This is a genomic window from Corallococcus terminator (genome assembly GCF_003611635.1).
Classification (GTDB): domain Bacteria; phylum Myxococcota; class Myxococcia; order Myxococcales; family Myxococcaceae; genus Corallococcus; species Corallococcus terminator.
The window spans coordinates 1-14,797 of record NZ_RAVZ01000061.1; the positions used below are offsets into that span (position 1 = coordinate 1).

Consider the following 14,797-nt stretch of genomic DNA (forward strand, 5'->3'; position numbering starts at 1 on the left):
CGCCCCAGGCTGCGTCCGTGCCCCCGGGGTGGCGCCAGAGCCGGAGGGCTCGCCCCCACAGCCCACCATCACCGCGCTGACCACGAAGAGCATCCACCCCCACCACTGACGTGCTTCTGACTTCATACGAGCCTCTTTCGATTTCAGAACGGGTGCGGCCCCCTCTTCCAGCTCCCGGGTGCAGGGCACCGCCAGGGAAGCGTCGAAAGGAGCGCGGCGCGAAGCTACCTGCATGGGGTTGCGTTGGAATCTGGGTCCTCTTGGCCCCTGGCGCGCCCCGACCGCTGCGTGAGCCTTCGCACGGACGAGGCCACAGGCCAGGGAAAGTCCAGGGCGCGCGCACGCGATGTTGGCGGCTGCATCGCGCGGGTGTCTCCCAAACACAGAATGCCCGCGGCGGCGTGCTGGCGTGACACACACATGCCCTACGCGACGATCGTGGCGTCCATCACGGTGAGGGCCACGCCACCGACGCGGGCTCGCTCGATGCGGCCCGGCCTGCCCGTGACCTCGATGTCGATGCGGCCCGGCTTGCCCAGGGTGTCTCCCTGCTCGATGCGACCGGCCACCGTGCCTCCCTGCTCCGGCAGGCGCAGGACGCCGTGCTCGACGAGGTAGGCCGCCAGCGGGCCCGCCGCGGAGCCCGTCACCGGATCCTCCAGGATGCCGAAGCCCGGGACGAAGTAGCGCGCCTGCGCGACACTGCCCTGCTCCTTCGCGTCCAGCGTGAAGAGGTACACGCCCCGCACGCCGTGCGGCATCAGCAGCGCATTCATCACCGCGCCTCGCGGAGTCAATGACTCCAGGTCCTCCCGCCGCTTCAGGGGCACCATCAGGCGGTGCCCCTGGCGGACCACCGGCAACGCCGACTCCACCTGATCCACCCTGCCGCCCAGCGTGGGCATCAGCGCCTCCAGCATCACGGGGTTGGGCTGCGCCTCCGGCTGGGGCGTGACGATCCAGACCTGCGTCCCCCGCGCCCCCCGGGGCTCCAGCTCGATGTCGAGCGTGCCGGCGGGGCACTCCAGGCGGTACGCGCCCGGGCTCTTCAGCAGGCCCCGCTCCGCGAGCAGGTGGAAGGTGGCGACGGTGGCGTGGCCACAGAAGGGAATCTCATCCACGGGCGTGAAGTAGCGCAGACGCACCGTGGGGTCCTCCGGCCGGGACAGGACGAAGGCCGTCTCCGACACGCTCACCACCGCGGCGATCCGCTGCATCGTGGACGCATCGAGCGACGCCGCGTCGAGCATCACGCCAGCACGATTGCCCACGCCGGGGGTCCGGGTGAACGCGTCGATGAGCTGCACCTGCATGGAGGACTCCGACGGAGGAAGGGGACTGAAGGACGCAGGCATGCTCCGCCCTTCAGCTCCCGTCAAGCGTGGGAGTCTGCCTTTGAGAAGCGAAAGAGATGCCCTCAGTGCATGGGCTTCTTCGGTGTGCCCCTGGAGCTCCCCTTCACCTCGATGCGCCGGCCCTGCGCCTGGACTTGCGGCAGCTTCATGGAGATCTCCAGGACGCCGTTCTCGAAGCGGGCCTGGACGGTGTCCGCGTCGATGCCTTCCGGGAGCGGCAGGGTTCGCTGGAACAAGCCGAAGCCGCGCTCCATCCGCCAGATGTCTCCCTGCTCCTCCTCCTGCTCGAAGCTTCGTTCGCCTTCGAGGATGAGCAGGTCGTCCAGCACCTCGACGCGGATGTCCTCCTGCTTCATTCCCGGCAGATCGGCCCGCACCAGGAGGTTGCCGTCCCGCTCCAGGATGTCCACCCGGGGCGACCAGGGACCGAACTCAACATCCCCGCCACTGCGCAGGCCGCGTCCCAGACCGTAGTCCGCGAAGAGCTGATCCATGTCCTCCATCATCCTGCGGAAGAGCCCGAATGACCCCTGGGCGAAGCTCCCTCTCGAAACGATGGGCGCCTGGGACTCCCGGCGCGAGATTCCCGAGCCCCGGGCCGAAGCGCCACCGGTGTCCTCGGGAGCGTCGAGTTGCCGGGACGCCCCCGAGCCCTTCTTCACGGCCGTTGAGGTGGACGAGGCCTCGGGTCCCCCCGCCTTCGTGTTGTCGGTTGCCATGATGTCCTCCCAGGGGCGGCCCGGTTGGCGGCTGGCCCGTCGGGCGGCCCCCCTCGATTCGAATCGGGATGGGGATCATCCCTCTGGGAAGCTGACGGTGCGCCCGGGCCCCATCAAGAGGCGGTCGCAGGCCCCCTGCTCCGGTGGAAACACGGCCGGGCGTTCCCCTGCCCCGCCACCGTCCAGCGCTGGAGCCCCTCCGCGCGCCCCCTCACAACGGGGTTGAACGAACGCTCCCGAGCAGGCACAGCAGGGAGGCATGAATCTTTCGAAGTCAGGTGGGTGGGTGGTGCTGGTGCTGCTGCTCCAGGCGGGCAGCGCGTCGGCGCAGATCGTCAACGTCCAGGCGCTCTTCGATGACAAGGCGGAGCTGGGGCCGGCCGCGGCGATCGAGCTGGGAGGCGACTGGCGCACGGGCAGCACGCAGCTCTTCTCCGTGCGCGGCTCGCTGGTGGGGCAGATCCGCTCCGAGCGCAACGTCTGGCTGGGCGTCATCCGCGGCGAGTACTCGTTCGCCAGTGGCGAGCGCATCGTGAGCCAGGTGCTGGAGCACGTGCGCTACCGCCGCCGTTTCACCGACCGCGTGTCCGGCGAGGCCTTCGTCCAGCACGAATACAACGAGTTCCGCCGGCTCCAACTGCGGGCCCTGCTGGGGGCAGGGCCGCGCTTCGTGCTGTTCAACGAGGAGGCCACGGGACTCACCTTCGGCATCGCGCTGATGGTGGAGCACGAACGGCTGCGCAAGGACGGGGAGGCGGACGCGGGAGACCGCTACACGGACCCGCGCATGTCCAGCTACCTGTTGGGCCGGGTGAAGCTGATGGAGAACATCCAGCTCGTGGAGACGGTGTACTTCCAGCCGCGCGTCACCCGTCCGTCCGACCTGCGCGTGCTCAACGAGACCCTGTTCGCGGTGACGCCCAACCCCCGCATCACGGTGGGCATCGGCTTCAACCTCACCTACGACAGCGCACCGCCCGCGACGGTGCCGGCGATGGACACCCAGCTTCGCACCACCGTGGGCGTGAAGCTCTAGCCCCAGGCGCACGCAGGTGTCCGCTCACAGCGAGCCGAAGTGACGCTTCAGCCCGCGCTGCCCCGAGGGCGTGACGACGAGTCCGCGCGAATCGGGTTGACGTTCGACCCAGCCCAACGAGAACACCCGTGACGCGAGCGCCGCCCCCAGCGCCCCGGCCAGGTGGTCGCGCCGCTCGCTCCAGTCCAGGCAGCGGTGCGCGAACTGGCGGCGCTGGTCTCGCAAGGGGGCCAGCTTGATTCCGAACGCCTCGAACCACTCCTCGCCGCTCGGCGTCAGCGCGAAGGCACGGCGCCGCAGCGACAGGTGCCCGCCGCGCAGGAGTGCATCGGTGATGCCCATCCCGAGCCTTCCCGCCAGGTGGTCGTAGCAGTAGCGAGCGGCCCGGAGGGGCTCCGGCGTGGCCGAGACACGGGGTCCCCGGACCGCCACCGTCATCAGCGCTTCCACCATCCGCGCCACGGTGGGCGTGGCGAGCCGGAACACCTTGTTGCGCCCCTGGCGGGTCGAGCGGATCAACCGGGCCTGCTCCAGGCGCTTGAGGTGCGCGGTGGCCGTCGCGGGGCTGACGCCGGTGCCGAAGGCCAGCTCCTTGGCGACGAGCGACCGCCCCTCCATGAGCAACTCCAGCATCCGGATCCGCGTGGCATCCCCCACGGCACCCGCCAGCGCGGCAAGGTCCGGCCCTGCATCCATCGTTCGCTCCATGACGAACCATTTCCTAGCACAGGCAGGGTGAGGCGGGAGGAGAGTGTCCCGAGCGAGGAACGATGACACCGCCCACCGACCCCTTTCAGGCCGTCACCCATCCCGACCCCACCCCGTACTACGCGGACCTGTGTGCCCGGGGCGGGCTGCAACGCGTCGAAGGCTTCGAGCCATGGATCGCGGCGGATGCCGCCACGGTGCAGGCCGTGCTCACGAGCGAGCACTGCCGGGTGCGGCCCGCCTCGGAGCCTGTTCCCGCGCATCTCGTGGACACCGCCGCTGGCGCGCTCTTCGGGCGACTCGTGCGGATGAACGACGCCGCGCCCTACCCTCTCGTGAAGCAGGCCCTGGCCGATGCGCTTCCCACGGTGATGCAGGCGGTGGAAGCCGAAAGCCACCGCCAGGCCGCGCGGCTGTTCTCCGAGCCCCGGCTGTCATGCCTGCCGGAGCGGGCGCTCCAGTTCCCCGTATTTGTGCTTGGCACCCTGCTCGGGTTCCCGGAGGAGGCGCTGGAGGAGAGCACACGGGACGTGGAGGCCTATGTCCGTTCGGTCGCCCATCCCGCGACGAGCGACACGGGAGCCGTGGCCGCCGCACGGCTCGTCGAACGCGTGGCCACGAGCCTTCGAGCAGGGCCTCGCATCCCCCGGATGTTGAGCGCCTTCACAGCGAGGATGCAGCACGAGGCAGCGCCCGTCGAAGCGCTGATTCCCAACGCGGTGGGCCTGCTCACCCAGGCATATGAAGCGACCGCGGGCCTCGTGGGGGCTTCACTGCTGGCCTTCGCGCGGATGCCCGGACTGCCGGAGCAGCTTGCCCGAGGCGAGTGCTCCCTCGACGACGTCGTCCAAGAGGCGGCCCGTCACGGGTCCCCCGTCCAGAACACCCGACGATTCCTCCATGCGCGCGCGACAGTCGCGGGTCAGCCATTGGAAGCGGGCGCAACGGTGGTCGTCGTGCTCGCCGCCGCGAACCGCGATCCCCGCGTGAATCCCCAGCCCGACGCCTTCCTCCCACGCCGCTCGGCTCGCCGGACCTTCACTTTCGGCGTGGGCCCCCATGCCTGTCCGGGGCATGCGCTCGCGGTGACGATGGCGTCCGCGGCGGTGGAGCGCATGCTCGCGAGCGGCCTGGACCTCACCCCGCTGTCGCAGTCGGTCACCTGGCGCGCGTCCACCAACGCTCGCATCCTGGGAGGTCTGTCATGATCGCTGTCATCTTCGAAGTCCAGGCCCACGAAGACCACCGCCAGCGGTATCTGGAGCTCGCCGCGGAGCTGCGGCCCTTGTTGTCGGGCATCGATGGCTTCATCTCCATCGAGCGGTTCCAGAGCCTCACCGAACCGGGCAAGTTGCTGTCGCTGTCCTACTGGCGCGACGAGGCCTCGGTGGCGCAATGGCGACGTCTGGAAGCCCACCGCGAAGCCCAGGGTGAAGGAAGGGAGTATGTGTTCCGGGACTACCGCCTGCGCGTGGCCCAGGTCGTCAGGGATTACGGAATGAAGGACCGGGCAGCCGTGCCCGCCGACAGTCGCTCCGTGCACGGCTGAGCCAGAGGGGCGACGGCAGGTATCTGAAAGGCCTTCCGGTCGGACAGCCCCGTGTGTGGCGTCTCCCCCCATCGCATGCGGGCAATGACTCCCCCACCTTCTTTCCGGGGGTGCACGATGAGGGATGGGTTCAGGAACGCAGGGCTCCTGGGGCTGGCTGCCCTGTTGCTTGGGTCTCCAGCGTTGGGACAGACAGCGGACCCGCCCGAAGACTCCAAGGGGTCGCCGCAGTTTTCCTGCTTCGAGGCGACCCGCGCTGGGCAAGGCGCCGTGAGCGAAACCCTCGCGGCCCAGCTCTGCCAGGGCGCCCGCTCCGACGCCCCGGCCCAGTGTTTCCGACGCGTCCAGGCCGGAGGCTTCCTGTCGGACCCGCAGGCGCTCCAGCTCTGTCAGTACGCCACGCCGTCGGATGACCCGGCGTCGTGCTTCCTCAAGGCGCGGACGTCCTCGTTCCTGGATGAGGCACAGCTCGTACAGCTCTGCCGCCCGCCCATCGCGGAGATGCTGAAGCTGTGCCCCTACGGCCCCTGACGCGCCGGCCTCACCGGGTGCGGAGGAAGTCCCGGACGCTCTGCTGCTGGAGCTTCGCGGATTCGATGCACAGCCGGATGGACTCCACCGCCCGGGCCAGCGCGCGCGGTCCACCCTCCACGCGCTTCGCGCGGGGCGTGAGGAAGGTCTCCGCCTCCGCGAGCTGGGTCTCCTCACAGAGATTGCCCACCTGGTTGATGAGCCCGCCCTGCTCATCCGAGCGCAGCCGCTGGGCGAGCACGTCGAACTGCGCGCGGTAGAACTCCCAGGCCAGGGCCTGCGTCTCCGGCATGTTCAGCGACATCTTGAGGATGCCCAGGGCATCCCGCGTGTCGAAGTCCGACCCCACCACCAGGGCCAGCGCCCGCCGCGTCAGCTCCGGCTTCCGGAAGTAGCTCAGCGCCGTCAACAACCGGGCGCGCTCATTGCGGTCCTGCTCCTTCTTCGCGGCCTCCAACAGCGCGTCGAACAGTTCCGCATCACCATGCGTCGCCGCCCGGGGCAGCGCACTGTTCAGCGCCTCCGGGTCCACGGACTTGCGGTCCGCGAGCCACGCGCGCACCAGGGGCGTGGCCTGCTTCACCAGCACCGGGTCCTCGCCCAGCCCGCCCGCCAGTTGCAGGAACAGCGAACGCGTCTGCTTCACCGCGTCGTCATCCCCGGCCTTCGACACCCACCCCAGGGCCCGTGCGCGCGGCCCGTAGAGCGAGGCCACCCAGGAGCGAAAGCGCTTCCGCTCCTCCACGGAGAGACGGTCCATCCGCACCTGCCAGAGCAGCGACGCTCCGCTCTGCACCACGAGTCGCTCCGGCGAGCGCGCCGTGGCCGGAACAGCCTTCAGCGCCTCCCCGAGCGGCAGATCCCCACGCTCCACCGCCGCGTCCAAGTCCGCCCAGAGGGCCACCTGCTCGCCCGTCGTGAACGCGGAGACCGGGGTCGCCAGCAGCTTCGTGAGCTGTTCGCGCGTGTAGCCCCCACGGTAGTAGCCGGTGCCGCCCGCGTTGAGCAGAACCCACGCCGGACACTGCTTCGTGGGCAGCGTCACCTCAGTCGTGGGGCCCTTCAACATCGAACACACCCGGGCCGACTGCGTCCCCGTCCCCGCCTTCAGACAGACAGGCACCCGCCATTCCTGCTGCGTGCTCGCCCGGGAACCCACGGGCAGATACCGCTCCTGTGACAGCTTCACCGTCGGCGCGCCGCCCGCCGGACACGTCACCTGCGCGGACACCTGCGGCGCGCCGCCCTTCTCGATGAAGCCGCCGAAGGAACTCGCGACCTCTGGCCCCGCCGCCTGGGACACCTCCGCCAGGAAGTCCTCCGTCGTCGTCACGCCCCACGCGTGCTTGCGGACATAGCCACGCATCACGTCGCGGAACCGCTCCGCGCCCAGCCATGCTTCGTACATGGCGATGACGGCGGAACCCTTGTCATACGTCGTCCCATTGTCGAACGAGCCCACGATGTCGTCATTGCTCGCCACCGGCTTGCGCACCGGCAGCGCGGCCTCCAGCGCATCCGACGCCAGCGCCGACTCCGTCGCGTACATGGCCCGCTCCTGCTGATAGCTCCAGGACGGCTCCAGCCGGTCCACCGTCTGCCGATCCAACCAGGCCGTGAAGGACTCATTCAGCCAGATGTCGTTCCACCAGGCGTTGGTGACGACGGCGCTGAACCAGTAGTGCCCCAGTTCGTGATTGGCGATGACCGTGTAGGAGCGGCGCCGGTTCAGCGTCTCCTCACCGGGAGGAATCAGTGTCAGCGGCTGCCCGAGCGCCACGAGCCCCGGATGCTCCATCGTGCCCCAGTAGCGGGGCACCACCGCCACATCCAGCTTCTCGTAGGGGTACGTCTGGTCGAAGAAGTCCTCCAGCCCCTTCACGATGCGCGGCGTGACGCTCGCGGCGTAGCGCGTCTCGCCGCCCCGGCCCTTCGGCACGATGAAGCGCAGGGGCACGTTCGCGCGCCCCACCGTGCCCGCCTCCACCACGTCGAACGGCCCCACGATGAAGGCCACCAGATAGCTGGGCATGGGCCGACTCCGCGCGAACGTGACGCGCTCCAGTCCGTCCGCCACGGGCTCGCGCGAGACGACGGGATGGTTGGCCAGGGCCACGTGCCCCGCCTTCACCGTCAGGCGCAGCGTCCAGGGCACCTTGAAGGTCGGCTCGTCGAAGCACGGGAACGCACGCCGCGCGTCGATGGGCTCGAAGAACGTGTAGAGATAGGACTCCCCTCCCTCCGCCTGTCCATAGACGCCCTGGCTGCGCTCGCGGTCCACCTTGCCGGTGAAGTCCAGGGTGAGCGTCGCCGTGCCCACGGGCAGCTCCTCCGGCAACAGCAATCCCAGGCGCCCCTCGCTTTCGGAGACGGGCTTCGCGTCGAAGGTGCGGCCACCCACCGTCACCCTCGCGCGTGACACCTCCAGGTCCTGGCCATGCAGCCACACCTGACGCACCGGCTTGAGCACCTCCACGTCGATGGCGACACTTCCGGGATAGGTCGCCTCCGTGGGCAGCAGCTTCAGGTCCAATGCGTAGCGCAGGGGCCGCACCGAGTCAGGCAGGCGCAGCGCGGGCGGCTGGGGCGCAGGCCACGCGACGGTGACGGGCGCGGCGGAGGGGGGCGGCGCGGCCTCCGGTGAATGGGCACAGCGGACGGTCACCGCGACAACGAGCAACAGGAGGAGGCGGTTCATGGGCGCTGGAGCGTAGCGTCATCCCACCCGTCGTCCAGGGTAATCACCGACCCGGAAAAGGGGTTGGACAGACACCCTCCCTTACGCAATCACAGTCTGTGTTTCCTTCTTCAATCTGGTAGATCGAAACACTCTCCCCACACGGAAGGTGCGATGCGTCGACAGACCTCTCTGTCTAGCGTTATGTTTTACGTGGTAACCAGCTTTGCATTGGCTGTCATGGCTTGCAGCCCGGACACCGCCGAGCCGGTGCCCGAAACCGGTGACGTGCGGTTCATCAGCGCGGTGCCGCAGGCGCTCGCGGGCGATGAAGTCACCCGCGTGACGGTGACGCTGACGGCCCCGGGCGTGGCCACGTCCACGACCGTGCTCACGAAGAGCGCGGACAGTTGGAGCGGCACGCTGTACCAGGTCCCCGCAGGCACCCAGCGCACGTTCACCGCCGAGGCCTTCGCGGCGGATGGCTCCCTGCGTTACCGGGGCGTGGCGACGGATGTCACCATCACGGCGGGCACCACGTCGGTGGTCGCCATCACGCTCCAGGCCCTGAATGTCCCCGGGCCCTTCGACAACTCCGCGCCCTGCATCGATTCGCTGGTGGCGTCCGCCAGCACCGTGCTGCCCGGAGGCACGCTGTCGCTCCAGGCCACCGCGCATGACGCGGACACGTCCGACACGTTCACCTACGCGTGGACGGCGACGGGCGGCACCTTCGGTTCGGCCACGCTCGCGACGACCACCTGGACGGCCCCCGCCACCGCGGGCGTCGTCACGCTGACGCTGACGGTCACCGACTCGCGCGGCGCCACGGCGGTCATCCGCATCAACATCACGGTCATTTCGACGGACGGCGGACCGGACACGGGCGTGGCCCAGGTGTCGGTGACCTTCAACGTCTCCCCCGCCGTGAACCGCGTCACCGCGTCGCAGTCCCCCCTGCCGGTGGGCCAGAGCACCACCGTGGTCGCGGACGTGACGGATCCGGACGGTGATGCGCTGACCTACCAGTGGTCAGCGTCCTGCGCCGGCACCTGGACGGACGACACCACCAGCACGGCGTCCTTCACCCCGAGCGCGGTGCCGGCCGGCGAGTCCTGCGGCAACTGCTCGCTCACCGTCGCCGTGAAGGATCCGAACGGCGGACAGACGCAGGGCACCCTGCGCATCTGCGTCGGCACGGGCCCCGTCGCCAACGTCCCCCCGCGCATCGTCCTTTCGAACCAGAGCGCGCTCTCCGTGGCGGGCGACGGCACCGTGACGTTCCGCGTCCTCGCGGAGGACGGCAATGGCAGCGCGCTCACCTTCGCCTGGGCCTCCACCCACGGCACGCTGGGCACGGCCACCTCCGGGTTCACCTCCAGCGAGATCGCCTGGAAGGCCCCGGCCTGCATCCCCGACGGCCCCAGCCCCACCATCAGCGCCACCGTCACCAACGCCCTGGGCTTCTCCGCGTCCACGAGCTTCAGCGTCGCCGTGGTGGGGGTCCCGACCTGCACCCCGCCTCCGGAGAGCACCGTCGCGCGGTGGGATGCCACGGCCGCCATGACGGTCCGTCGCTACGGCGCGAGCGTCGTCCCCCTGCCCTCCGGCAAGATCCTGGTCTTCGGGGGAGTGACCGTGTCGAACCCCGTCCTGTTGTCCGGCGAAATCTATGATCCCGCCACGGCGACCTGGGCCCCGGCCGCCTCCATGGGGACGGCGCACTACTCGCCGGCGGTGACCCGGCTGCCCTCCGGCAGGCTCCTGGTCACGGGGGGCTTCGGGCTCTACCCGAGCACCACCCCGCTGCGCAGCGTGGAGCTCTACGACCCCGCCACCAACACCTGGACGGCCGGTCCGACGATGGCGTTCGCGCGCGGGAGCCACACGTCGACGCTGCTGCCCAACGGCAAGGTGCTGATCATCGGCGGAAACACGTCGGGCGACACCGCGAGCAATCGCATCCCGGAGCTGTTCGACCCCGCGACGATGACGTTCGTGCCGGTGGCGGCCTCGGCCTTTGTCCATACGAACCACGAGGCGGTGTTGCTGCCGTCGGGCAAGATCCTCGTCCTGGGCGGCAACTCCCCGGCGGAGTTCTATGATCCGGCCACCAACACCTGGAGCAACGCCACGGGGCTCATCCAGCGCAACTTCACGCACGCCTTCCTGCAGCCGTCGGGAAAGGTCCTGCTGGCCGGGAGCACGACCCTGATCGCGCTGTATGATCCCGTGCTCAACGTCCAGACGACGGTGGGGAACTTCAACTACGATCGAGTGTCGTCCTCCATCGTCCAGTTGGCCTCGGGAAAGCTCCTGCTCGCGGGCGGCAACTCCCTGGTCGGCCTGACGACGGAAGTCTTCGATCCGGCCACCGGGACGACGTCCTTCTCCATCAGCATGGCGTCGAACCGCTACTCGATGGGCACCACCCTGCTGCCCAACGGCAAGGTGCTCTTCATTGGCGGATGGGACCGGGACGCGGGGGCGAGCGTCAACGCGGTCCTCCTCTACACCCCCTGAGCCCGGGCTGAAGTTCCCCTGAAGCAGCGTTGAAGAGCGGTCGGACCCACACGGATCCGACCGCTCCGGGCATTGCGGCCTGCCTCGAATCAGCGAGGATGCGGCCCATGTCCACCCTCAAAGGCAAGACCCTCTTCATCACCGGTGCCAGCCGCGGCATCGGCCTGGCCATCGCGCTGCGCGCGGCCCGGGACGGCGCCAACATCATCATCGCGGCGAAGACCACGGACCCGCACCCCAAGCTGCCCGGCACCATCTACACGGCGGCCCAGGAGATCGAAGCGGCCGGCGGCAAGGCGCTGCCCTGCGTGGTGGACATCCGCGATGAGGCGCAGATCCACGCCGCCGTGGCCAAGGCGGTGGAGACCTTCGGCGGCATCGACATCCTGGTGAACAACGCCAGCGCCATCAGCCTCACCGGCACGCTGGAGACGCCGCTCAAGCGCTTTGACTTGATGCACGGCATCAACACGCGCGGCACCTTCGCGTGCTCGCAGGCGTGCCTGCCGTACCTCAAGAAGTCCTCCAACCCGCACATCCTCAACAACTCGCCGCCGCTCAACATGGAGGCGCGCTGGTTCGGCCCCCACGTCGCGTACACCATGGCGAAGTTCGGCATGAGCATGTGCGTGCTCGGCATGGCGGAGGAGTTCAAGGACGAGGGCATCGCCGTCAACGCCCTCTGGCCGCGCACCGTCATCGCCACCGCCGCCGTGCAGAACCTGCTGGGCGGCGATGAGACCATCAAGGGCAGCCGGTCGCCGGAGATCATGGCGGACGCGGCCCACGCCATCCTCACCAAGCCCAGCCGCTCCTTCACCGGCAACTTCTGCATCGACGAGGACGTGCTGCGCGGCGTGGGCGTCACGAACTTCGACAAGTACCAGTCCGTGCCCGGCGCGGAGCTGTTCCCCGACTACTTCATCTGACCGTCGCACCCACCCCGGGGCGCATGGGTGCGCCAGGAACAAGGCCCTCATGCCCCCGCGCAAGCTGCTGCGACACCTGGTCTGGCTGGAGTCCTTCACCGCCGCCGTGGAGGCGGGCAGCATCGACGCCGCCGCCGAACATCTGGGCGTCGCCCGCTCCGTGGTCAGCGAGCACATCCGCGCGCTGGAGGAGGCCCTTGCGGATGGCGCGGTCCTGCTGGAGCGCGGCCCGGGACGCAGGCTGCAGCTTTCCGCACGCGGCGAACGCCTCTACGCGGGCACCCAGACGCCCCTGCACCAGTTGGACATGAAGCGGCTGGTGGACCTGGCGCGCGTGGAGCCCACCCTGCGCCTGGGGCTCAACCCCACCCTGTCCATGTCGCTGTTGGGCGGCATCGCGCAGGACGCGGCCGCCACCGACCTCAAGCTGGTGGTGGGCTTCGGCGGCTCGCACGAACTGGTGCGGCAGGTGCAGACCCGGCAGCAGGACCTGGTGCTGGACTTCACCCCGCTGCCGCCCCACGACGGCGTGGATTCAGAATCGCTGCTGCGCATGTCCTTCGTGGTGCTCGCAGGCCCCGACTCCGCGCTGGTGCGCGAACAGGCGTCCCGGCGCGCGCTGGATGTGAAGGACCTGCAGGGTCAACGCTTCGTGGACTGGTTGCGCGACGACCCGTACGGCGGCGCCAACAGCGCGCGCTTCTCCGCCCAGGGGGTCAAGGTGGACGAAGTGGGCCGCGTGGAGAGCTTCCTCCACCTCTACGAGTTGCTGCGCGCCTACCGCGCCTGCGCCATCGCCCCCGACGTACGGCCCACCCAACCGTTCCCCTCCGACATCCACGTCTGGCCCCTGCGCGAGGCGGAGCCCCAGGTGGTCGAAGTCGTCGCCCTGTGGCCCTCCGGCGGACTCAGCCCCGGCGCCCACGCCGTGCTGGACGGCCTGCGACGTCGGCTCCGCAAACGGCGATAATCCGTCGAAGACGTCGTTTTCTGCCGGATTTCCGTCCTCCGCTGACATGGGTATCTTCCAGGTGTCCTGTTTCTCTTGAAGGAGCCTCCCGGATGACCCCCACGGAACGGACGATCGCTCGCCTGCCTGCCCACCTGCGCCGCTATGTGGTGTCGCAGGACTACGCGGCCTACACGCCCCGCGATCAGGCGGTGTGGCGGCACATCCTGGGACAGCTCCGGGGGCACCTGCGGGACAAGGCGCATCCCGTCTACCTGGAAGGTCTGGAGGCCACCGGCATTGGCGCGGAGGCCATCCCCAGCCTGGACGAGATGAACGAGAAGCTGTCGAAGCTGGGCTGGTCCTGCGTGGCGGTGCGCGGCTTCATCCCCCCGGCGGTCTTCACGGAGTTGCAGGCGCTGGGCGTGCTGGCCATCGCGGCGGACATCCGCACGCACGAGCACATCCAGTACACGCCCGCTCCGGACATCGTCCACGAGAGCGCGGGGCACGCGCCCATCATCGCGAACCGTCGCTACGCGGAGTACCTCAAGGCCGTGGGGCTGGTGGGGTTCAAGGCCATCGCGAGCGTGGAGGACCAGGCCGTCTTCGAGGCCATCCGCAACCTGTCGGTGGTGAAGGAGGACCCCACGGCGAGCGAGGCGGAGATCGCGCACGCCCAGGCCCGCCTGGAGGCCGCCAACGAGAGCCACCGCTACATTAGCGAGAGCACCCGCGCGAGCCGCCTGTACTGGTGGACGGCGGAGTACGGCCTCGTGGGCGACCTGGAGCGTCCGCGCATCTACGGCGCGGGCCTGCTGTCGAGCATCGGCGAGGCGAAGCACTGTCTGACGTCCGCGGTGCAGAAGCTGCCGCTGGGCGTGACGTGCGCGGACACGGATTACGACATCACCCGCATGCAGCCGCAGCTCTTCGTGGCGCGCGACTTCGAGCACCTGTTCGAGGTGCTGTCGGAGTTCGAGGCCACGCTCGCGTGGAAGCGCGGCGGGGACCTGGGCCTGAACGAGGCGCTGCGAGCGCGCACGGTGAACCACCTGGTGCTCGCGGACGGCCGTGAGGTGACGGGCAAGGTGGTGGAATTGCTGCCGGCAGCGGGCGAGGTGGCTCCCGGCCTCTCCACCGCGATGGCGCGGCTGGAAGGCCCCATCGTCACTTCGCGCGACGGACAGGCGCTGGACAAGCCCTTCAACGGCGCGGCGCTGGTGGCCTTTGGCAATGGCACCCTGCCGGAGCGCGGGAACTTCCGGCTCTCACTGGACAGCGGGCTGGTGCTGGAGGGCTTCGCGGTCGATGGCGGCGAGGTGATTGCCCTGAGCGGGACGCTCGCGGGCAAGCCGCTGGAGCTGCCGTCGATGGCGCGCGTGTACGTGACGGAGCGGCTGCCGTCCGTGGCTGGAGGCCCCGCGGATACTGGCGCGTGGGACCGCTGGTTCGGGGAGATGAATGCCTTCACCGCGGGCGACGGCGAAGCGCAAGCCCGCGAGCGCAAGGCGAAGGCGCTGCATCCGTCCCTGGCGGCCCTCTACACGGAGGTGCGCAGCATCCGGGAGACGGGACAGCTCCCGGCGGACCGGCTGGAGCAGATCGCCCGGGCCTCCTCCGACTTCCCGTCGGATTGGTTGCTGCGCGCCGAGGTCGCGGAGCTGCGCGGGGAAGCGCCTTCACCGCGCAACGCGGCCCACGCTTAGGCTCGTGGCATGGCCGCCCCCGGCCCCTCAATGGACCGGGTGCCCCTCGCGAACCGACTCATCCTCAGGTGCAGGGATAGGAGGACGCCATGCAATAGGCTGACGTCGGCCC

The 14,797-nt window shown here is 69.5% G+C and carries 12 protein-coding genes; 8 read left to right on the plus strand and 4 right to left on the minus strand.

Annotation, left to right across the window (positions count from 1 at the left end):
- Positions 1 to 425: 425 nt before the first annotated feature.
- Together D7V88_RS11600 and D7V88_RS11605 are read right to left on the minus strand one after the other, a co-directional pair.
- Positions 426 to 1,355 carry a PhzF family phenazine biosynthesis protein gene (locus tag D7V88_RS11600; RefSeq protein ID WP_244238105.1) on the minus strand — a complete coding sequence of 310 codons (930 nt, stop codon included), beginning with the start codon at positions 1,353 to 1,355 and terminating at the stop codon, positions 426 to 428.
- Positions 1,356 to 1,417: 62 nt separating this feature from the next.
- Positions 1,418 to 2,074, minus strand: a complete 657-nt coding sequence (locus tag D7V88_RS11605) for an Hsp20/alpha crystallin family protein (protein ID WP_120540693.1) — start codon at positions 2,072 to 2,074, stop codon at positions 1,418 to 1,420.
- A gap of 259 nt (positions 2,075 to 2,333) precedes the next feature.
- Between D7V88_RS11605 and D7V88_RS11610 the strand changes: the two genes are divergently transcribed.
- Positions 2,334 to 3,110, plus strand: coding sequence for a DUF481 domain-containing protein (locus D7V88_RS11610; protein ID WP_120540694.1), 777 nt, complete (start codon positions 2,334 to 2,336; stop codon positions 3,108 to 3,110).
- Positions 3,111 to 3,134: 24 nt separating this feature from the next.
- Here the strand turns inward: D7V88_RS11610 and D7V88_RS11615 are convergent, their stop codons facing one another.
- Positions 3,135 to 3,818, minus strand: coding sequence for an ArsR/SmtB family transcription factor (locus D7V88_RS11615; RefSeq protein WP_120540695.1), 684 nt, complete (start codon positions 3,816 to 3,818; stop codon positions 3,135 to 3,137).
- A gap of 62 nt (positions 3,819 to 3,880) precedes the next feature.
- On the opposite strand from D7V88_RS11615, the gene D7V88_RS11620 reads away from it, so the two are divergent.
- From D7V88_RS11620 to D7V88_RS44360, 3 genes are all read left to right on the plus strand, one after another.
- Positions 3,881 to 5,026, plus strand: coding sequence for a cytochrome P450 (locus D7V88_RS11620; RefSeq protein WP_120540696.1), 1,146 nt, complete (start codon positions 3,881 to 3,883; stop codon positions 5,024 to 5,026).
- On the plus strand, positions 5,023 to 5,367 hold the full coding sequence (locus D7V88_RS11625; protein ID WP_120540697.1) for an antibiotic biosynthesis monooxygenase family protein: 345 nt from the start codon (positions 5,023 to 5,025) through the stop codon (positions 5,365 to 5,367). Before D7V88_RS11620 ends, D7V88_RS11625 begins: the two co-directional genes overlap by 4 nt.
- Positions 5,368 to 5,637: 270 nt before the next feature.
- Complete coding sequence (locus tag D7V88_RS44360; protein ID WP_244238106.1) at positions 5,638 to 5,898, plus strand: hypothetical protein; 261 nt, start codon at positions 5,638 to 5,640, stop codon at positions 5,896 to 5,898.
- 10 nt (positions 5,899 to 5,908) lie between these two features.
- Here the strand turns inward: D7V88_RS44360 and D7V88_RS11635 are convergent, their stop codons facing one another.
- Positions 5,909 to 8,596 carry a M1 family metallopeptidase gene (locus D7V88_RS11635; RefSeq protein WP_120540699.1) on the minus strand — a complete coding sequence of 896 codons (2,688 nt, stop codon included), beginning with the start codon at positions 8,594 to 8,596 and terminating at the stop codon, positions 5,909 to 5,911.
- A 219-nt stretch (positions 8,597 to 8,815) separates the two neighbouring features.
- Here D7V88_RS11635 and D7V88_RS11640 point away from each other — a divergent pair, with 219 nt between their 5' ends.
- The 4 genes from D7V88_RS11640 to D7V88_RS11655 all read left to right on the plus strand — a co-directional run bounded on the left by D7V88_RS11640 (position 8,816) and on the right by D7V88_RS11655 (position 14,685).
- The gene (locus tag D7V88_RS11640; RefSeq protein ID WP_147448693.1) at positions 8,816 to 11,098 is read left to right on the plus strand and encodes a Kelch repeat-containing protein; all 2,283 of its coding nucleotides are present in this window, start codon (positions 8,816 to 8,818) and stop codon (positions 11,096 to 11,098) included.
- A gap of 107 nt (positions 11,099 to 11,205) precedes the next feature.
- Complete coding sequence (locus D7V88_RS11645) at positions 11,206 to 12,027, plus strand: SDR family oxidoreductase (RefSeq protein ID WP_120540701.1); 822 nt, start codon at positions 11,206 to 11,208, stop codon at positions 12,025 to 12,027.
- Between the two features lie 49 nt (positions 12,028 to 12,076).
- Positions 12,077 to 12,997 carry a LysR family transcriptional regulator gene (locus tag D7V88_RS11650; RefSeq protein WP_120540702.1) on the plus strand — a complete coding sequence of 307 codons (921 nt, stop codon included), beginning with the start codon at positions 12,077 to 12,079 and terminating at the stop codon, positions 12,995 to 12,997.
- Positions 12,998 to 13,089: 92 nt separating this feature from the next.
- Complete coding sequence (locus D7V88_RS11655; protein ID WP_120540703.1) at positions 13,090 to 14,685, plus strand: aromatic amino acid hydroxylase; 1,596 nt, start codon at positions 13,090 to 13,092, stop codon at positions 14,683 to 14,685.
- The last annotated feature ends 112 nt before the right edge of the window (positions 14,686 to 14,797 follow it).